At 44.5% G+C, this 20,182-nt stretch carries 16 protein-coding genes; all 16 read left to right on the top strand.

The features are described 5' to 3' along the window. Positions 1-304: hypothetical protein (locus A3738_RS31445; protein ID WP_068763899.1), on the top strand; the 304-nt coding region annotated here is incomplete at its 5' end. Then, positions 279-1,151 carry a hypothetical protein gene (locus tag A3738_RS23570; RefSeq protein ID WP_156502340.1) on the top strand — a complete coding sequence of 291 codons (873 nt, stop codon included), beginning with the start codon at positions 279-281 and terminating at the stop codon, positions 1,149-1,151. The genes A3738_RS31445 and A3738_RS23570, both read left to right, overlap by 26 nt. Positions 1,152-2,327: 1,176 nt before the next feature. Then, a complete protein-coding gene (locus A3738_RS23565) occupies positions 2,328-4,724 on the top strand; it encodes a fatty acid cis/trans isomerase (protein ID WP_068474581.1) in 2,397 nt (798 codons plus the stop codon). A 102-nt stretch (positions 4,725-4,826) separates the two neighbouring features. Then, entirely contained in the window at positions 4,827-5,861 is a 1,035-nt protein-coding gene (locus tag A3738_RS23560; protein WP_231876745.1) for a zinc-binding alcohol dehydrogenase family protein, read from the top strand. A 113-nt stretch (positions 5,862-5,974) separates the two neighbouring features. Then, entirely contained in the window at positions 5,975-8,734 is a 2,760-nt protein-coding gene (locus A3738_RS23555) for an SLBB domain-containing protein (RefSeq protein WP_082878258.1), read from the top strand. Positions 8,735-9,180: 446 nt separating this feature from the next. Further along, positions 9,181-9,687 (top strand): transcription/translation regulatory transformer protein RfaH, encoded by a 507-nt coding sequence (gene rfaH, locus A3738_RS23550; RefSeq protein WP_068474578.1) that lies wholly within the window; start codon positions 9,181-9,183, stop codon positions 9,685-9,687. A 780-nt stretch (positions 9,688-10,467) separates the two neighbouring features. Continuing rightward, on the top strand, positions 10,468-11,430 hold the full coding sequence (locus A3738_RS23545; RefSeq protein WP_231876744.1) for a Wzz/FepE/Etk N-terminal domain-containing protein: 963 nt from the start codon (positions 10,468-10,470) through the stop codon (positions 11,428-11,430). Positions 11,431-11,448: 18 nt separating this feature from the next. After that, a complete protein-coding gene (locus A3738_RS23540; protein ID WP_068474590.1) occupies positions 11,449-12,486 on the top strand; it encodes an NAD(P)-dependent oxidoreductase in 1,038 nt (345 codons plus the stop codon). After that, complete coding sequence (rfbA, locus tag A3738_RS23535) at positions 12,486-13,436, top strand: glucose-1-phosphate thymidylyltransferase RfbA (protein WP_082878256.1); 951 nt, start codon at positions 12,486-12,488, stop codon at positions 13,434-13,436. The genes A3738_RS23540 and rfbA overlap by 1 nt, the downstream gene beginning before the upstream one ends. Further along, entirely contained in the window at positions 13,433-14,518 is a 1,086-nt protein-coding gene (locus A3738_RS23530; protein WP_068474575.1) for a DegT/DnrJ/EryC1/StrS aminotransferase family protein, read from the top strand. Before rfbA ends, A3738_RS23530 begins: the two co-directional genes overlap by 4 nt. Beyond that, a complete protein-coding gene (locus A3738_RS23525; RefSeq protein WP_068474573.1) occupies positions 14,515-15,258 on the top strand; it encodes a WbqC family protein in 744 nt (247 codons plus the stop codon). The genes A3738_RS23530 and A3738_RS23525 overlap by 4 nt, the downstream gene beginning before the upstream one ends. Next, a complete protein-coding gene (locus tag A3738_RS23520) occupies positions 15,259-15,945 on the top strand; it encodes a class I SAM-dependent methyltransferase (RefSeq protein ID WP_068474571.1) in 687 nt (228 codons plus the stop codon). It abuts the gene before it with no gap. A 4-nt stretch (positions 15,946-15,949) separates the two neighbouring features. Further along, on the top strand, positions 15,950-17,044 hold the full coding sequence (locus A3738_RS23515) for a DegT/DnrJ/EryC1/StrS family aminotransferase (RefSeq protein WP_068474569.1): 1,095 nt from the start codon (positions 15,950-15,952) through the stop codon (positions 17,042-17,044). A 25-nt stretch (positions 17,045-17,069) separates the two neighbouring features. Then, positions 17,070-17,711, top strand: coding sequence for a hypothetical protein (locus tag A3738_RS23510; protein ID WP_068474567.1), 642 nt, complete (start codon positions 17,070-17,072; stop codon positions 17,709-17,711). A gap of 7 nt (positions 17,712-17,718) precedes the next feature. Continuing rightward, a complete protein-coding gene (locus A3738_RS23505; protein WP_068474565.1) occupies positions 17,719-19,221 on the top strand; it encodes a lipopolysaccharide biosynthesis protein in 1,503 nt (500 codons plus the stop codon). Further along, complete coding sequence (locus A3738_RS23500) at positions 19,214-20,056, top strand: glycosyltransferase (protein ID WP_068763898.1); 843 nt, start codon at positions 19,214-19,216, stop codon at positions 20,054-20,056. The genes A3738_RS23505 and A3738_RS23500 overlap by 8 nt, the downstream gene beginning before the upstream one ends. Positions 20,057-20,182: the final 126 nt, after the last annotated feature.

The raw sequence follows: 20,182 nt of genomic DNA, 5'->3' as shown, positions 1-20,182 counted from the left end.
GATGAACATTGAAGATCAGCGTGACAGCACTTCTGCTTCAATCACTGGTACCATTTGTGTAGATCTCGCAGACGGTAGTGTGACTAGCTCATCGAATTGTGCTGTCGCTACGCCGGATCTGACGGTAAACAGTGGTGCCGATTTTATTGAGTTCGTTCAAGAAGCGATTGATGTCACGGACTTGAATGACATTCAAACAGCCTATAACGTAAACGCATGGACAGACGCAGCAGATGCCCTCGCGGGGCCATCTGGCTTATTTACGAATGCAGGCGATTTTGATAGTTCAATCCTTTCTCCATAAAACAGATTGGGGTCAGAGCACTCATACTCTTACCCCATTTTTATCGTTTTTATTTTTTCTTATTTTCTCTTCTCAGTTGCGTGCACAAGAAGTATTCGAACCGCACTTCGCGTTTTCGAATTACTACGGCTCTGGTATTTATCAAACCGCTGACAACGATGTCACTATTCTGAACTTGATGCCGCGGTTTGAGGATGACAGGAAGATCTTACCGTCACTAGGTGATTTTCGATGGCGAGTTCCTGTTTCATTGGGCTTATCTAACTTCGATTATGAGCGAGTTGGTAATACTGATCTCGAGCAAGACGCTTCCACTATGTCGATTGGACTAGGGATTGAAAAAGACTATTGGGACTCGGAAGCGCTCAAGTTTGTGCCGTTTGCCGATGTTGGGTATGCCCGGGATTTACGCTCGCACAATGGCGCCACGACTTACGCAATAGGCTCGTCTATTTTTCGGTATACGGATATTTGGGGAGAGCAACAAATACTGTTTGCGAAGGTGCAGCATGCTGGCTTCTCATCCAGAGATGCGGCTTCTGAAAACTTTAGTTCGTTCCAGATTGGCGCTGATCTCAAGTTTCCTGAGCGACTCATGCTTGGGCCTTTGAGCAGTTTCTTCTCATTCTATGTGACGAGTTATTATTTTGCTGTCGGCTTTGATCTTCAGGAAAACGAAGCTCTTGTTCTTCAAGATGAATACGTACACGAGCTTGGTTTTACTTGGGGCTTAGATAAAGCCATTGAAACCTCAGTGGGTGATATCGAGCGCATTGGCTTTGGCTATCGTTTTGCTGATGCAGAGGATGGTGTTTTTCACTTAGCGTTTAATTTTCCATTAGATTAGGGAACAGAGTCGGCGGCGGCCGATAGGCGCTTTAAGGTTTTGATTTGAGGTTTATTTGTTCTTTCTGTCATAGCGATGAATTAATTTAATCGGTTGTTGGATTAATGCTCAATTTCATTTAAATGTTTTTGTCAGCGGCGGCCTACAGCGCCTTAAGAGCTTTGATTGTTCCGCTTTCAGGTTTCGACCTAAAGGTCGAGTTAAGGCACTTGTGCTGACAAGTCCCTTAACAATCCCAATCAGCCCCGCTGACATGCCCTTCGGTCTTATTCGTTGCTCAAAAATAAACAGCGTCTGCGGGACTCGCCTTCGGCTCAAACAGTCCTCGACGAATTCCTGTTTATTTTATCCGCGACTCATCATGTCAGAAGGGGTGTTGGTGCAAGACACAAACCTTGTTTTTTTTCCAGATTTATCGAAGCGGCATCTGCCTTCTCGTAGGATGAGTGACGCCAGTTACAAATGGATAAGGCGAGGACTGTTTGAGAGAGCAGCGCGAACGAGACAAGGTGAATGGCGAAGCAAGAGAGTGTGGCCTGGGCCAGGCCGCAGCGCCATTTTTAACCAGTCACGAATGTACCCAAAGGGCCGCAGAGCAGGCACGCATTTCTTTGGTTCTTTCTTGCGCGAGCAAGAAAGAACATAAACGGATTAGGAGTAATGAATTTAAGATTAACGATAGTTTGAAAATAGACAACTCAACCCCAAAGCCCCTTTCAACAAACTTCAGGTCAAAACCTATCAGTCTTTATTCGTTGTCAGCTCGACTGCAAAGTCATGTTTGTTTTTCTAAAAGCTTCATCGAAGCGGAATCTGCCTTCTCGTAGGATGAGTGACGCCAATTAAAAATGGATAAAGCGAGGACTGTTTGAGAGAGCGTAGCGAACGAGTCCTGCAGCGCCATTTTTAACCAGTCACGAATGTACCCGCAGGGCCGAAGAGCAGGTACGCATTTCTTTGGTTCTTTCTTGTGCGAGCAAGAAAGAACATAAACGGATTAGAAGTATTGAATTTAAGATTAACGAGAGTTTGAAAATAAACAGCTCAACTTAAAAGCTTCTTCAAGCGACCTTTAGGTCAAAACAAAAACCTCATCTTGAAGCATTCCCCAGCTGTTCTAAACTGCTACTTAGCCAAACTAAATAGAATCCAAACCAAATTAGCTAGCCGACTATTATGAAATCAAAGCACCTTCTTAGTTACTTCTTCATAAGCCTCTTCGTCATTGGTTGTGCCACGATTGCACAACATCAACTTGATCAACAATGGGGTGAACCCGAGGTACAAAATCGTGAAGTCGCTGAATATCAGCAAGGTGTCCCAGAATATCATCGCGATATTCAGCCCATCTTTGATAAGCGTTGTGTCAGTTGTCATGCTTGTTATGACGGTCCATGTCAGTTGAAGTTGTCGTCATATGACGGGCTTGATCGTGGCGCGAGTAAAGAGTTGGTATATGACGGGGCTCGTATCGTAGCGGCTGAGCCCTCCCGTCTTGGTGTCGATGCAAAAACAACCGAAGAGTGGCGTGCGCGGGATTATTTTCCTGTATTGAATGAGCGTGCGCAAAATCCTGTCGCTAATGTGCAGGGCAGTTTGCTTTTAAAAATGTTGGAGCAAAAGCGTCAGCATCCGCTTCCGCAAACGGCGCAACTTGACCCAGATGTATTCGATTTCTCAACAGATCGTGCGCAAGAGTGTCCAACAATTGAAGAATACGAAGGCTATGCCAAAACCCATCCGGAGTGGGGAATGCCTTTCGGACTTCCTGCCATTAGCGATGAAGACTTTAATACGATTCAACGTTGGGTAGAAGCGGGCTCACCAGTTCTGCCACAGTCGCCGCTAGGGCAGCTTTACTTAGATCAAGTCTCGAAATGGGAGGCCTTCTTTAATGGCCCGAGCAATAAAGAAAAGTTGTTCTCTCGTTATGCCTACGAACACCTGTTTTTGGCGAATATTTGGTTTGAAGATTTAGGTAATGGCCAATATTTCAATTTGGTTCGTTCGCGCACGCCTAGCGGTCAGGCGATTGATGAAATTGCCTCACGTCGACCATTTGATGATCCTAATACAACAAACTTCTATTACCGATTAAAGCCCGTACGCAGAACGATCGTCGATAAAACCCACATGCCTTATAAGTTCAATGATGCGCGCATGAAGGTTTGGCGTGAGTGGTTTTTGAATGCCGACTATGAAGTGACTAAATTGCCTGGCTATGATGCTAAGAGTGCATCGAATCCATTTATTACGTTTAAAGAGCTTCCGGCTTCAGCGCGGTATAAATTCATGTTACAAGAAGCTGAATTCACGATAATGGGTTACATCAAGGGGCCCGTATGTCGTGGGCAAGTGGCCTTGAATGTGATCGAAGATCATTTCTGGGTATTTTTTGTCGACCCTGACATTCCTACTATGCTGTATCAGCCAGCACGTGCTGAAAGTTATGCGGGCAACCTTCGCTTACCTGCTGAAGATCGAAGTACAGCCTCACCATTTAAAATATGGACCAAATACGCTGCGCTTCAAGAGAAGCATTTGACTGATAAACTCAACTACATCAACAGTTTTTCTGATGGTGTTGCTGAGTTGTCACTCGATATGCTCTGGAGTGGCAAAAGTCTGACAAGCAATATCGATGGGCATGAAGCGCATAACCCGAACGCAGCACTCACTATATTTCGTCACTTTGATAATGCGACAGTCGTAAAGGGATTGCATGGCGATAAGCCGAAAACCGCTTGGGTAATTTCGTATAGTTTGTTAGAACGCATTCACTACTTGCTAGTTGCCGGCTTTGATGTGTATGGCAACGTGGGCCACCAGTTGAATACACGTTTGTATATGGACTTTTTACGCATGGAAGGTGAAAGCAATTTCTTAATGTTCTTGCCTGATGATGTCGCGGAGAAAGAATTTTTAAGCTGGTATCAAAGCGCGGAAGAGAAGGTGGAGGATTATCTAAACGTTCTGCATAAAATGAAGTTGCCGCGCAATGCAATTGAATATGGCTCGGATGATCCGAAGAACGAGTTGCTCGACAGAATCTATGATTATACACGCGCTGAAAACCGTCGCGTATCGGTACTACCAAAAGTCTATTTGGACCAATTTCCAGAATTAAATGATCCTCTGCAGCGATTAGAGAAGGTTAGCGGAGTATCCGCTTCATTGTTGCCAGAGTTAGTTATGGTGCGCGTGAAAGCACCGGACGGACAAATGCAGTTGTTCTCAATCGCGAGTAATCGTTTTCATGAGAATGTCTCTTCATTGTTTATGGAAGACGAATTTCTTGTTCCTGAACGAGATACCTTAACGCTTTATCCTGGTGTACTAGGTAGCTATCCAAAAGTGTTTTTTGATGTGCATACGGTCTTGTTTGACCATTTCGTCGAACGCATCGGTCAAATGAAAACCGAAGAAGATTATGTTGCCTTGTTGGATGACTTTGCAGTGCGCAGAACGGATCCAAAGTTTTGGGACTTCTCCGATTGGCTGCATGTTTGGTATATGTTTAACCAGTCGGAAAAATCTGGCATTGTTGATCTAAATCGATATGAAAATCGATAAACGCTAAATAAATCAATAAGCTGCTTGACCGTGCGCGAGCGGCTTAAGTTATACTTCGTCCTACCAAATGCGATAACGCGTGATCACTTCAAGGGATGAAGGATGTCGAATAACAATAAAATGAAAGCGGTTGGCCTAACAAAATACCTACCTGTCAGCGACGATAATGCACTCAAGGATTTTGAGCTCGCGATTCCGAAACCATGGGCGCACGACCTTCTCGTGCAAGTTGATGCGGTCAGCGTCAATCCTGTCGATACAAAAGTAAGATCCCCAAAAGATACAGTTGAAAAAGAACCCAAAGTGCTCGGTTATGATGCGGTTGGTATTGTAAAAGCCGTGGGTGATGCAACACGTTTTTATAAGCCGGGTGATCGAGTGTATTACGCAGGCGATATCACGCGGCAAGGTTCGAATAGTGAATATCAGCTCGTTGATGAGCGTATTGTTGGGCCTGCGCCGAGTAAATTATCAAATTCAGAAGCTGCTGCTATGCCGCTTATTTCCCTAACTGCATGGGAAGCTTTATTTGAGCGCTTGGGAATTAGCCTTGCAAAAGACAATAGCGAAAAAACATTATTGATTATCGGCGGCTCTGGCTCAGTGGGCGCAATTGCTACACAAATGGCCGCGCGTTTAGCAGGTTTGAAAGTAGTGGTAACAGCGAGTAAACGTGGCGCAATTGAGTGGTGCGTGAGTCAAGGTGCAGCGCATGTTGTAAATCACCATGACGATATTCAGCAGCAAATCTCGACACTTGGCTACAAAGGTGCTGATTACATACTGTGTTGTAGTCATACTGATCAACATTTCGATGCAATGTGTGACATCATTAAGCCGCAAGGCAAAATTTGCTGCATTGTAGATAATGTGAAGCCACTGGCTTTGAATAAGTTGAAGCCTAAATCGGCGAGTTTGGTGTGGGAATTCATGTTTACGCGAGCAATGTTCAAAACACCTGACATGATCGAACAACGTCATATTCTTTCGGAAGTCTCACGCCTTTTAGATGAAGGTATTTTGAAGAGTGTGTTAGCTGATACCTATCGCCCTATTAATGCTAAGAACCTGCTCGCTGCGCATCAAGTGATAGAGAATGGCGAGTTGATGGGCAAGCTGGTCGTGGAGGGGTGGTAAATCGCTTATTGTGAAAAGTCCTCTGAGAAAAACGGTTGAGTAAAAAAACGACATCATTAACGTAACGGTAACGATGAAAGTTCTAGCCGAAAAACATTCGTGTAGTACACTGCATGCTGATTAGAAAACAGAACAACAACAGTAAAGACAAGAAACATCGCTTCATGGAAAGAATTGCTCGATTTATCTCTTCTTTTTTAGCGCCTGCATTATTTGTAAGTGTTATTACGCCAGCTTCCGCCATCGATGTGGATCCTCTTCTTATTGATCAATTTATGCGTATGGATCCTACGCAACAACAAGCTTTAGCTGCGCAGTATGGCGTCGATTTAAGCCAATTTGGCGGTGGCACGAGTGGTAGTGGTCTTCAAGAAGAACAAACTAAACAGCAAGTTTCTGTACTCACTCGAAGTGGGCAGTCTCAAGACCCAAGTGAACAAGCCTTGCCTCGAGGAGATGTGCCAGAAGAAGAATCCAGTGCACGATATCAAGCAGGCAAATTAGTACCTTTCGGTTATGAATTATTTGCAGGGGCTCCAAGTACATTTGAACCAGTGAATGATATTCCTGTTTCAAATGATTACGTACTTGGTCCGGGTGATACCTTAAAAGTAGAGCTTTATGGTAAGGAAAGTAAGAGCTATCAGCTCGGAATCGACGCGCAAGGAAAGGTTTATTTTCCAGAACTAGGCCCATTGAACGTGGCAGGCCTTAGTTTTGAAGAAGTTAAAAACAAGCTGCGTGACGAAGTCTCTAAGCGCATGATCGGTGTGAAAGCTTCAATCTCGATGGGGGAGCTAAAGTCGATTAGGGTATTTGTGCTTGGTGAGGCGTATGTGCCAGGCAGCTATGTGGTGAGTTCACTGTCGACCATTACTAATGCGCTTGTTTTGAGTGGCGGTATCAGTGAGAGCGGGTCTCTACGTAATATTCAGCTCAAACGAAAAGGTGAGTTAGTACAAACGCTAGATTTGTACGAGTTACTTTTGAAAGGTGATACCTCTAATGATGCTGCATTACGTTCGGGTGATGTGGTGTTTATTCCTCCCGTTGGCAATACAGCGGGCGTAGATGGTGAAGTGCGCCGGCCTGCAATTTATGAATTCAAAGAAGGTGAGACATTAAGCGACTTGCTTGGTTTTGCTGGAGGCTTAAAACCTTCGGCCTATCCAAAGAAGAGTACGTTAGAGCGTATCAATGATGTTGATCAGCGAACCGTATTGAATGTATCGGCCAAAGCAGAAGACTTAAACGCGAATCCAGCGCAAGCGGGCGACATATTGCGCATTCCTTCAGTCCTCGAAAAAGTCGAAGACACGATTGCTCTGCGCGGTCATGTATATCGCCCTGGTGTACAAAGCTTCAAAGACGGAATGCGCCTGACAGACGTGATTAGTTCCGTAGATCAACTCAAGCCAGGTTCTGATTTACGTTATGGCTTAATTAAGCGTTATTTGCCGCCCCAACAAACCTTAAAAGTGCTGTCGTTCAGAATGGATCGCGCACTCGCTGACCCAAGCTCTGAGTACAATATTGAGCTTAAAAGCAAAGACGAGATTCTAGTATTCGGATTGTATCCGCGCGATCAAAAGCTCTCTCCGGAATATGAAGAGATGGCTGCTCAGGCAGAAGAGTTTGCGAATTCAAGTGCTGCATTTTCAGACGCGCGTATAACGGGTTTGCCGCTCGATTATCAAACGTCATCTACCGATAACGCTCAATCTCCTTTATTAGACCGAGATCGTGCGCATTCACGTACTCGTTTTACCGTTACTGAATTTGAAAAAGAAGCAGCTTACTGGGGGCGTAAGTGGGTAATTGATGAAATTCTGGAAGAACTTCGTGCACAGAGTGAGATCGGTAACCCGTCTCAAGAAGTACGTATTACTGGTTCTGTGCGTTACCCGGGGGATTTTCCGCTCGTAGAAGGTATGAACGTTGAAGATCTTATCTACGCAGCTGGTGGTTTAACTGAGAAAGCCTATAAGCTTAGCGCTGAGATCAATCGTACTGATTTCGATGATCAGCAAAAACGAATTCAAGCGCGTTATGAAATTGACCTGAGTATGGCGTCAGGGCGCGAGTTTGAATTTAAATCGCGCGATGTGCTCCAAATTCGGGCTATTCCAGAATGGGTTGAAAACCATTTCGTAGAGTTAAAAGGCGAAGTGCGTTTCCCAGGCGTGTACCCGATTCATAAAGACGATGAACTACGCGATGTTCTTAAGCGGGCGGGTGGTGTGACGGATTATGCTTATGTGCCTGGTGCAGTATTTACGCGTATCGAGTTAAAAGAACAGCAAGAGAAACGCTTGCAAGAAATGCAGCGCCGTTTGGCAGAAGACATCGCCAAAGCGCAGCTTGTTGAAAAAGATGCATCGCGTCGTAGTGGTGATATCGGTAAAGCACAAGAGCTACTTGCTCAATTGCAACAAACGCCAGCGCTAGGACGTTTAGTGATTGATCTGCGCAAAGTACTAGCCGAAGACCTTGATTACAGTATTCCGCTACAAAATGGTGATGCGCTAACCATTCCTTCACGCAAGAACAGTGTTACTATTATTGGTGAAGTGCAGTTGCCTATCTCGCAGGTATTCGAACCGAAGCTTGATTACACCGATTACATCGAGCGTAGCGGTGGTACAACAGACAAAGCGGATGAAGATCGTATTTACATTATTAAAGCAAATGGTGGCGTACAACTGCCTGATAGCGGTCATTGGTTTGCCAGTAATGACGCGCAAATGGAGCCAGGTGATACGGTTGTCGTGCCACTAGATGCAGACAAGCTAGACCAGTTAGTACTTTGGCGTGACGTGAGCCAGATTTTCTACCAAATAGCACTCGGCGCTGCCGCAGTGGGTAGCTTATAGGTATACAGTCGGGCTCAGAGTCCGCCAAGACCGTCATTCCGCAAAGTCGGGTTCAGAGTACGCCAAGGCTGTCATTCCGGACTTGATCCGGAATCTAGAGTCCGCTTACTTTGACTTCGACTATTTATTGCATCTTTTGGCGTGCTTTAGACGTGTTTCAAAAGCGCTATTATAGCCTCGTAAACTCAAAAACCTATCGAAGGGTGAAATCCCGTCGAGCGCTTGCGCTCCGGGTCGCTTTTGGGTCCTAGGGTCTTTGGCGAAACAAAGACCCTAGCTGCTGTCGGCCAGTGCCGATGGAATCTAGCTTAAATGGGTTAGAGTACGCCAAGACCGTCATTCCGGACTTGATCCGGAATCTACAGTTATTGGTTCTGCCCCTTAACTCGTCCGCCGCACGAAAGCGGCGCTGAAAAAACCAACAACAATAACAAAGGGCTGTTACCATGCCTTGGTATCTATTAACCACAAAGCCCCGTAACGAAGCCCGCGCCTGCGAAAACATCCAAAACCAGGGCTATCAAGCATTCTACCCAGACTACCAAAACACGCGCCTAAAAAACGGCAAGCGCACAACGCAAACAGAAGCTTTATTCCCTGGTTATTTATTCGTCAACGTGGCCGGTAACAAAGCAAACTTTAACGCTTTACGCTCAACCCGCGGTGTTTATGATTTCGTCCGTTTTGGTGGGCAACTCGCCCAAGTTAACCAGGCGCTTATTTCACAGCTGCAAAGTAATATCGCCAGCTTACAACACGCAGCTGCAGCCAATAGCGCTACCAATCTTCATAAGGGTGATATCGTTACCATTACCGACGACCCGTTTAACGGTTTATCTGCCATCTACCAAACGCAAGATGGCCTAGAACGCTCCGTGTTATTCATCAAGCTGCTCGAAAAACAAACAAAACTCACCCTAAAAAATACCGAGTTCAAAAAACAAAGCGCCTAGCAAAAAAACACCCAATATAAGTCTATAAAGCGCTACAAAAAACTGTAAAAAACTGTCATATTAGTTATTAGCGTACAGGAAAACAAAAGAGCAAGGTCGCTCGAACAAGGCAAAAGGAAAACGCCCCTCGGGCGGAAGCGTGCCTAAATAATACTAGGCAGCCGCGTCATTCTCAGCTTGATTGGGAACCTTACAATATATCTGCCAAATGGAGCGCTGCAGTCGTCATTCTCAGCTCGACTGGGAATCTCAGAACATATCGCCGAGTAGGGCTTTGCATTAAGTAAGTCTTTGAAACATGAGCTCAAAATGTCGTTCTTTAGGAATGCCCAACCATTAACAAACGCTAAGCCATTTAATGCCAAACCTCAGCTAATATTGATGGCAATCAAATAACGCACTTCAAAATGAAGTGAATAGATATACAGAAGTCTCGTACACACAAAAATTGAACGAAGCTGCCAAGATTATAGAAGCTTCGTAAACACAAAATGCTATCGAAGCAAATAACCCCTTGGCTTAAGGGCGAAGAACGAAAGGAAAAACCGGATTTGCGCGAGGACTGTCTGAGCGAACGAAGTGAGTGAGTTCCGCAGCGCCGGCTTTGAGTAAGTGATAAGCGAACCCGAAGGGCCGAAGAGCAGGGGCCGTTTTGGATTATTAAGGGCTTTTGCAGGCGCAAAGCCCTTAATTCGCCTTTAGGCGAAACCTGAAAAGAAAAAATATCAACCGGCTATGCCGGAAAACAAAAGAACACTACAGTAACGGAAGCAATAAAAAGTGTCAGAGCAACAACCCTCGATTCTCGGGACTAGCCATGCGCCCCAATCGCACCCCCCCTACGATGACGAAATAGACCTCCTCGAACTCTGGCGTGTCCTCATGCGCGGCAAGTGGATCATCATCGGCTTCACCGCCATCTTCTCTGTTGCCTCCGTCTTCTACGCTCTTTCACTCCCAAATATGTATAAAAGCACCGCTGTACTTGCCCCTGCAGAATCCGCAGGAGGTGGCGGCCTTGGCAAACTCGCAGGTCAATTCGGTGGTCTTGCCTCATTGGCTGGCATTAACCTTGGTGGTGGCGGTTCCAATAAAACCGCCGAAGCACTTGAAATCCTCCAGAGCTGGGCTTTTATAGAGGAATTTATTCAAGAGCAAAATATCGCCACGCAAGTGTTTGCAGTCAAAGACTGGAACCCTGAAACCGACGAGCTGATCTACGACACCGAAATCTACGATCCGCAAACTCAAACCTGGACGCGCGAGCCACCTAAAGGTAAGCAAGCAGAGCCAAGCTCTTGGGAGTTATACGAGCAGTTCAAAGAATACCTGTCAGTAGGCGAAGACAAAGTCAGCGGCTTTACCAGTCTTGACATTGAATACTACTCGCCAGAAGTCGCCAAAGTGTGGGTGGATGCGCTCCTTAATAAAATCAATTCCAAACTAAAAGCGCGTGACGCCGAAGAAGCACAAAAAAACGTCAGCTTCCTAAAGCAACAAATTGAAGAAACTCCACTCGCAAGCATGCAGAGTGTTTTCTACGACCTCATTGAAGACCAAACCAAAGTGCTCATGCTTGCCAAAGGCTCTACCGAATACGTTTTTAAAACCGTCAGCGAGTCGCGTGTATCGGAAGAAAAGTCCAAACCAAAACGCGCTTTGATATGTATCTTCGGTGCGATGCTTGGTGGCCTGCTCGGCTGTATTATTGCCCTAATACGGGGCTTAAAGAATCAAGATTGAAAGATGGAATTGGATAAAATGAAAAAAATATTGGTTACAGGGGCGGGCGGTTACATAGGTAGCGTGTTAGTGCCAAAGTTGTTGGAAAAAGGCTATGCAGTTGTTGCTCTAGATAGGTATTTCTTCGGTCAGGATAAGCTTACTCCCCATGCAAACCTTCAGATTGTGGTCGAGGATTCTCGCAAGATTCCAGAAAGTCTTTTTGAGGGTGTCTATGGTGTGATTGATCTGGTCGCAATAAGCAATGATCCGAGTGGCGAATTGTTTCAAGACGTGACTTGGGAAATAAATCATCAAAGTCGTGTGCGAACTGCCAATCTCGCAAAACAGGCAGGTTGCGAGCGATATGTCCTGCCTTCAAGTTGTAGCATTTATGGATTTCTTGATGAGGTTGCATCCGAATCTACGCCAACCAATCCATTAACAACTTATGCGAAAGCAAATGAACAGGCAGAATTTGGTGTTTTGGAGCAATCTTCGGCTGACTTTTGTGTGGCTGTAATGCGTCAGGCAACAGTGTTTGGTGCGAGTCCGAGGATGCGATTTGATTTAGCTGTTAATGGGATGACTTACGGCGCGTATTCAAACAAAGTTCTGCCTTTGATGAGGGACGGTAAGCAATATCGTCCTATGCTGCATGTCCAAGATACAACGGATGTAATGTGTTTGTTGCTTGAGTGTGATTCGGGGCTAGTGAATGGTGAAATTTTTAACGTAGGTAGTGCTGAAAATAATTACCAGTTAGGGGATCTTGGGCAGCGAGTCGCAAGACAGGTTGGCGAACTCCTTAATGAAGAAATTAAGGTAGAGTGGTATGGCGATCCCGACCACCGAAGTTATCAAGTGGATTTTAGTAAAATCGAGCGCACCTTGGGATGGAAGGCAGCATGGAATGCAGAGCGGGGTGTGAAAGAGATTGTTGCCGCCCTTCAAGCAGGTACTTTGGATAAAACGCCCGAGACAATAACTTTAGACTGGTATAAGCAGCTTGTTTTTTGGGCGAATAAGCTTCGCGGAATGGAAATTTATGGCGGCCTATTGGAGCTAGCTGACTAATGAAAGGCATAGTATTAGCCGGTGGCTCGGGTACGCGTTTACACCCGATCACGCTAGGTGTATCAAAGCAGTTATTACCTATCTATGACAAGCCGATGATCTACTATCCATTGTCGGTATTGATGCTTGCCAAGATTCGCAAAATCTTAATCATCTCAACCTCCGAGGATCTTCCTCAGTACAAGCGGCTTTTAGGTGACGGATCGCAGTTTGGTATTCAGCTTGAATACGCCGTACAAGAAAAGCCGGAGGGTCTCGCGCAAGCCTTTATCATCGGTGAAAAGTTTATTGGTCAAGATTCAGTGTGTTTGGTTTTGGGTGATAATGTATTTTACGGCCCCAACTTCTCGCCGAAGCTTCTTGAAGCAAAACGCAAAGTCGAAGAAGAGCAAATAGCCACCGTGTTTGGTTATCAGGTAAAAGACCCTGAGCGCTTTGGAGTAGTAGAATTCGATCAAAACAAACAAGCTATATCTATTGAAGAAAAACCTGCCCAACCAAAGTCAAAACATGCCGTGACGGGATTGTATTTTTACGATAATCGTGTGGTCGACATCGCAAAAGCCGTACAACCTAGCTCGCGTGGTGAGCTGGAAATTACTTGCGTCAATAATGCCTATCTTGAGAAAAACAACCTGTTTGTAGAAACCTTAGGGCGTGGCTTTGCTTGGCTAGATACAGGCACGCATGAAAGCATGCTTGAGGCATCCCAGTTTGTAGAAACAGTCGAAAAACGCCAGGGTTTCAAGATTGCCTGTTTGGAGGAAATAGGCCTGCATAATGGATGGCTCTCTATCCAAGATCTTTTGGACAAAGTGAAGCAAATGGGGAAGGGGCAATACAGCGCTTATCTAAAGGAAATGGGAAAGGAGTTAGTTGAAGCTGAAGGGGCAGAACAACTGAAAAATTCGGAAGCAGTAAAAGATCAGGAAGTGTTAAAAGAGCTATGATTCCAGTTACGAAACCTTATTTACCAGATCGTGCAACAGTCGATGCCTATATCGACAGCATTTACGAGACCAATTGGCTTACTAATAACGGCCCTCTTGTTCAAAAACTAAGCCAGCGATTGGCGGAGTATTTGGGTATCGACCCCGATTGTTTTGTGCTTGTCGCCAATGGTTCATTGGCATTACACCTCGCCTACAAAGCACATGAGCTAAAAGGCGAGGTCATTACTACGCCCTTTAGCTTCATTGCAACAGCAAGCACACTAAAATGGGAAGGCTTGCAGCCGGTGTTTTCCGATATTGACCCAGACACCTGGAATATAAACCCAGCACTCATTGAAGAAAAGATAAGCGAACAAACCTCCGCCATTGTGCCAGTGCATGTATTTGGTAACCCTTGTATTGTCGAGGCTATTCAAGCTATCGCTGACAAGCACAGCTTAAAAACTGTTTATGACGCATCCCACTGTTTTGGGACAACCTTACATGGCGAATCAGTGCTCAAGCATGGCGATGCTAGCACCATCAGTTTCCATGCCACTAAACTTTTTCATTCGGTCGAAGGCGGCGCAGTAATTACCAAAACCAAAGAGCTAGCCGATAAAATCCGAAAAATGATCAATTTCGGCATTGATGGGCCTGATTCGATCGGAATGCTTGGTACTAATGCAAAGATGAGTGAGTTTCACGCGGCGGTCGGGCTTGCTGTGCTTGACGACATTGAAACTATCAAACAGCAACGTGCTGATATATGGGATGCGTATGCAAAAGAGCTAGGCCATCAATATCAGCTACAGCAGCGCCACTCAAATGCAAACAACAACCATGCATACTTCCCCATGGTGTTAGAGAGCGAACAGGCAGTGCTAAATACCGTAGCCAATTTGGCAGAGAAAGGTATTCAGGCTCGTCGTTACTTTTATCCTTCACTTGAGCAGGTAAAAGAATTGCAAAGTACAGCTGAATACCCAGTCTCTAGGGATATTTCATCGCGTATTTTGTGTTTGCCTATTTGGGCGGGAAGTACAGGTTTAAATGAGAGGTTTATTTTGGATTCGTTGAAAGGGATGGTGGTTGCATGAAAGTAGCAATTATGCAGCCATACTTTTTGCCCTATCAGGGATACTGGCAGTTGTTTTCAGAAGCTGACGTTTTTGTTTTATTCGATGTTGTTAAATTTCAAAAAAGAAGTTGGATGTCCCGGAACAGGGTTCTTCATAGCGATCCGTCAAAAGAATTTAACTATATAAAGATGCCTTGTATTGCTGATAGTCAAACCATGATTTCTGATGTTTCGGTTTCCTTGGGTGCTGATTGGTTAGGTCATATTGAAGGAGTTCTATCTGTTTACAAACGAATGAAAGCTCCAAACTACGAGCGCGTATACGCGCTTTTTGAAAAGTGGGCGAATTCCAATAGGTCGGGATTTACAGATGTAATCCAGTTAATTGTTGAAGATCTTTTGCCAGTTATCGGTGTTGGTTGTGATGTGCTTCAAGCCTCTAGTTTAGGCTTGGACTTCTCTGATATTCGAGGGCCGGGGGACTGGGCGCTGCAGATTACAAAGGCATTGGGGGGGGATGAATATGTTAACCCTTGTGGTGGGGTTGATATTTTTGATGCGCTTGATTACCAGCGTAATGGTGTAGATATCAAGTTTCTTAAACCACATCTTGAGCCTTATGTGCAAGGTCGTAGGGCGAACTTTACTGAAGGTTTATCTATCATTGATATGCTAATGTTTTGTTCTTTGGATGATGTAGGGAATCGAATTGAGCAATCGTATTCGTTAGTTGACCCTCAAGAACTTAAGGAAATATAAATGGATATGCACAAAGAATTCCCTAAAACAGTTGATAGAACAGATTTCTGGCGCCAGATTAAAAGGACGGTGAATGGCGAGCCGGTTAGCGAAGGGGATATCAATTCGATTGTAGAAGCTATCGATGCCCATTTGTTTTCAGAGTCGGGAGATGACGAAGTTCATTTGTTGGACTTAGGGTGCGGCAATGCCGCATTAGCAAGTTATATATTTGATCGCTTAGATAGTTATACCGGCGTTGATTTTTCAGAGTATCTAGTAGGAGTGGCGAAAGAATTTTTTAGCCATGACGTAGTTAGAGAGTATGTCGTTGCTGATATTTCTAAATTCGTGGCAAACATAAAAACTGCTGAAACTTTTACGCACGTACTTTGTTATGGAGTAATGTCCTACTTGTCCAAGGAGGCTGTTGATGAGTTGTTTGGCAAATTATGGGAAGTGCCGTCAATATCAAAAGTGTTTATCGGTAACTTGCCTAATAAACCAAAGGCTAAAGAGTTTTTCAGCAAGCGAAATATTTCCTCATATGATCTAGACGATAATATGTCGGCGATCGGGGTCTGGTGGCATGCTGAAGAGTTAATTGATTTGGCGAAGTCGAAGGGGTGGAAGGCGTCAGTATCGACGATGCCTGAAGGCTTTTATGCTGCAAAGTATCGTTTTGACCTAACTCTTCAGAGAGCTTAATTATATGAAGTTCGACCCCAAAATATACTCAACTTCTAATTTGTTCAAACCAAGTTCGGGCGAGCTTGAAAGCTATTTCGACCACCTTTCTCGAGGCACAATAGTAAATTTGTTTGAAGATCGTTTTCGTGATTATCATTCGAGCCAATACTGTCTTTCGTTTTCGACGGGCTTTTGGGCCTTAGTTGCTTCAATAATTGCTAAAACAAATAAAGGAGGCGCTAAGGACGTCTTGATGCCATCCATGACCTATAGGAGGTTAGCTGATGTTGTTAATTGGACGGGGATGGTGCCAAAGTTTATTGATATTGACCCTAACACGCTAGCTCTTTCTGTTGACAAATTGAGTCAGAGTATCGATCAAGATTCAGCGCTTATTTTACCTGTTCACCCTATAGTGAATTGTTGCCCTGTTCAGCAGCTTATAGATGTGGGGAGGCAGCATAATGTTCCTGTATTGTTTGATGCTGTAGAGTCGGTTCATGAGACCGTTTCAGGTAAACGTGTCGGCAGCTTTGGGGTTGGAGAGGTCTTTTCACTTCATGCCAGCAAACTGATCAATGGTATCGAAGGGGGGTATGTATGTACGGACGATCAGGAATTTTTTGATAAGTTAAAGTCAATTACGACCACCTCTTCTTCAAAGTATCGGCTTCCCTACATTCAAGCAGATATTCATCCTCTTCATTGTGTGTACGCGTTAGCAGGTTTGGATGCCATTGAGCGCAATGTTTCTCATAACAGGCAGGTGTACGAGGCTTATGAGCAGCAGCTAAAGGGGCATCCATTTGTTAGGTTATTGCATTTTGATCAGTCGGAACAAACATCATTTAAAAATATAGTTGTAGAATTTACTGAGACTAGTCCAGTGTCCAGAGATGATTGTGTTAAACAATTGAACTTTCTGGGGATACAGTGTCGAGCTCACTATTACCCTCCGCTTCATGATAAATCTGCTTCTTACGCAACGAAAAAAACTGATTTGAAGTCGACCAATGAGCTGAAAAACTTGTTTCTGAACTTGCCCTGTGGGCAGAGGTTCGCTCCTGAAAACGCCAAGAGTGTAGTTGTTGAATTAAATAAGTTGTTCGGCCTTTAATTAGTTGGGTAAATAGGAGTTGATAATGCTAGATTTTGAACGTTTTAAAGAATGTATTGATTCGGTCGACGCCACCGACTACTTCACTAACCATGGTCCAAAAGCACGCATTTTTGAAGACTTAGTTGCTTCATTATTAAGTGCGAATGCTGTCGCGGTGGCTAACCTCTTTGTGGCCTCGGCTATGGTGTCAGTCGAAGTACCTGACGCTGATGCTGTCGATATTAAAGATGCAAGAATAAAGAGCGGCATAATATTAAATAAAATTAGAAGCGGGACGGATAATTTATGTTCCGCCCGGAATAAGTTTTATGAAATCGACTTTTTAAATCGTCCAAAAAATATAGATAACATCAAAGCGTTAAGTGGTCAGGTTTGCTTCGTATTAAACCCTTTTGAGGACGTGGAGTTGTTGAAAAGTATTGTTCAGAAAGCTAGTTGCGCTATCATCAGCCATGAGCGAGGTGAGTTGATTGATACCTACACTGGCGGCACCATCGTTTCAACTAATGATCTATTTCTTGAGCGTATGAGGAATATTCGAAGTAGTTACGGGGTAAACGAACTGGTTTCGGTGCCGATTACTTCGAACGGCAGGTTTTCTGAAGCGCAAGCTCTTCAAGGAATTATGTCTTGTAGAGAACGCCTAAATATACTAGACGCATAGTGTTAGTTTGATTTTATTAAAAAACACTGTTGCCAACTATGTTGGCCGTATCTATGTCATCGTTACGGGTATTGTTGTACTTCCATTGTATATGCAATACCTCGGTGATGAGGCTTATGGCTTGGTGGGTTTGTTTACGGTTGTTCAATCCTGGATTCAGTTGCTTAATATGGGGCTTGCGCCAACCCTCGGGCGAGAGGCTGCAAAGGCTAGAGCCTCAAAGCATGGGTTCGAAAGTTTTTACCGGGTATTAACGAGCTATGAGCTGATCTTTGCTGTTCTGGTTGGCTTAATGATTTTTGCCACGGTGTTAGGTAGCGGCTGGTTTGCCACTTCCTGGCTCAAAGTAGAGAGCCTAGCGATTACGAGCGTTGAGCTTTCGGTGATGCTGATGCTGTTTGTCGCTGCGGTGCGTTTTCAGGGTAGTTTGTATCGTAGCGGCATTATGGGGCTTGAAAAGCAAGTCTACATGAATGTTATGGATGTTATTTTTGTTTCATTACGGTTTCTCGGCGGCCTTTGTTTAGTGGCCTTCATCTCCAATAATGTGGTCCATTATTTTGTCTACCAGCTTGTGCTTTCATTGGCCGAGTTGGTTGTTGTGCGTAACAAACAGTTTGCTCTAGTGCCTAAGAGCGTTGCGCGTAGCTATGGATTTTATTGGAGCGTTGTTAAGCCTACCTTGCCCTTTGCAATGGGTATAGCGTACACGGCGGGTATCTGGGTGTTGATCACTCAAGTCGATAAGGCCATATTATCGGGCGGGTTGAGTCTGACAGAATTTGGTTATTACACTTTAGTGGCTCTAGTCGTGGGTGGCATACTGCAAATATCCCAGCCCTTGTCCGAAGCAATTCGCCCGAGAATGACGGTATTTGCCGAGTCAGGAAAAACACAAGAGTTACATGCGCTTTATCTGCTTGGTACGCAGTTGGTTGCAGCGGTATGTTTATCAGCGGCGTTTGTTATTGCATTTAATGCAAGGCCTTTGATTTACCTTTGGACGGGAAATCAAGATGCAGCCGCTTGGAGTGAAGAGGTGCTTTTTTGGTTTGCGCTAGGCAATGGCATATTGGCGGTGGCCGCGTTTCAGTACTACCTGCAATTTGCTTACGGAAAGTTGAAGCTGCACGTTTTTGGCTCAACCTTATCTGCTTGCGTGCAGGTGCCTGTGATTGCCTATGCAGCCTATCACTATGGCGCACTGGGTGCAGCAAAAGCATGGTTCGGGGTGCGGCTGTTGTTTTTTATTTTTTGGGTGCCTGTGGTGCATCGTGCTTTTGCGAAAGGTTTGCATGTGCAGTGGTTATGTAAGGCTGTTTTGCCGGCGGCATTGTTTATCTTTTCGGTTAGCTATTTTTGGCCGCAGCATCTTTTTGGGGAAGATCGAATTGGGCTACTTTGTAATATCTTGACCCAATCACTGACGGTTTTTATTTTCTCACTTTTGTGTATCAAAACGATAAGGCATCGTTTTCTGGGTTATTTTGGGTCTGTTTTTAATGAGTGATAATATAGTCGTTTCAGTTTGTGTGATTACTTACAAACACTCTAGATATATTCGAGATTGTTTGGAAGGAATCTTTAATCAAAGAACTACATTTGAATTTGAGGTAATAGTTGGTAACGATTCTTCTCCTGATGAAACCGCACGAATTTTGAATTCCTATAAAGATAGTGTGAAGCGCTCTTATACTCCAATAAATAGACCCTCCAATATTGGTGGTAAGAGAAATTTTGTGGATGTAGTTGCTAGAGCGAAGGGCGAATACATTGCAATCTGTGACGGTGACGACTATTGGATTGACCCTCTAAAGCTCCAAAAACAGTATGACGCACTCCAGCGTCATCCGAATGTAGATTTATGCTTTCACCCTGCGAAAGTAATTGGCAATGAAAAGTTTCATTCAGTACGTAACAACTTAAGTGCTGTAGAGATGATTTATTCGTTAAATCAAGTGATTGAAGGCGGTGGTGCGTTTATGCCAACCGCTTCTTTACTAATTCGTAAATCCTCCATTTGCCCTTTTCCAAGCTGGTTTGTCGACAAGGCGCCTGCAGGAGATACCTTTATCCAAGTATTAGGCTCTATTCGAGGTGGCGCACTTTTTTTGCCAGATGTTATGAGCGCCTACACGAGGTTTAGTGTTGGCTCGGCGACAGCTAGCAATTTGCAACATTTTTCGTTCGAAAAAATAAAAACGCAAGCGAAAAATTATCGCTATTGCTATTTAAAACTGGCCGAGAGGCTTGACCATAATTCGGGTATAATTTGCCGTGCAGCTATGTCTAAATTACTATTTGATTTGTCGGTTAAAGCCCTAGATGCGAGCAATCCAAACTAAGCGGCAGAACATTGTTTTTTTTGTCAGATTAGTCCACGAACTGTCAAAAAGCTCTTTAAACAATCCAACATATCCAGCATCTAGGGCTTTAACCGACAAATCAAATAGTAATTTAGACATAGCTGC

The organism is Oleiphilus sp. HI0066 (genome assembly GCF_001635725.1).
Note: the sequence above shows the minus strand (reverse complement) of the source record. Positions and strands in the feature narration are given on the sequence as shown.

Coding starts and splice junctions, on each gene's coding strand:
- A3738_RS23560 (WP_231876745.1), top strand. CDS start 4,827: ATGTCGAATAACAATAAAATGAAAGCGGTTGGCCTAACAAAATACCTA.
- A3738_RS23520 (WP_068474571.1), top strand. CDS start 15,259: ATGGATATGCACAAAGAATTCCCTAAAACAGTTGATAGAACAGATTTC.
- rfaH (WP_068474578.1), top strand. CDS start 9,181: ATGCCTTGGTATCTATTAACCACAAAGCCCCGTAACGAAGCCCGCGCC.
- A3738_RS23555 (WP_082878258.1), top strand. CDS start 5,975: ATGCTGATTAGAAAACAGAACAACAACAGTAAAGACAAGAAACATCGC.
- A3738_RS23500 (WP_068763898.1), top strand. CDS start 19,214: ATGAGTGATAATATAGTCGTTTCAGTTTGTGTGATTACTTACAAACAC.
- A3738_RS23540 (WP_068474590.1), top strand. CDS start 11,449: ATGAAAAAAATATTGGTTACAGGGGCGGGCGGTTACATAGGTAGCGTG.
- A3738_RS23525 (WP_068474573.1), top strand. CDS start 14,515: ATGAAAGTAGCAATTATGCAGCCATACTTTTTGCCCTATCAGGGATAC.
- A3738_RS23565 (WP_068474581.1), top strand. CDS start 2,328: ATGAAATCAAAGCACCTTCTTAGTTACTTCTTCATAAGCCTCTTCGTC.
- A3738_RS23530 (WP_068474575.1), top strand. CDS start 13,433: ATGATTCCAGTTACGAAACCTTATTTACCAGATCGTGCAACAGTCGAT.
- A3738_RS23510 (WP_068474567.1), top strand. CDS start 17,070: ATGCTAGATTTTGAACGTTTTAAAGAATGTATTGATTCGGTCGACGCC.
- rfbA (WP_082878256.1), top strand. CDS start 12,486: ATGAAAGGCATAGTATTAGCCGGTGGCTCGGGTACGCGTTTACACCCG.
- A3738_RS23515 (WP_068474569.1), top strand. CDS start 15,950: ATGAAGTTCGACCCCAAAATATACTCAACTTCTAATTTGTTCAAACCA.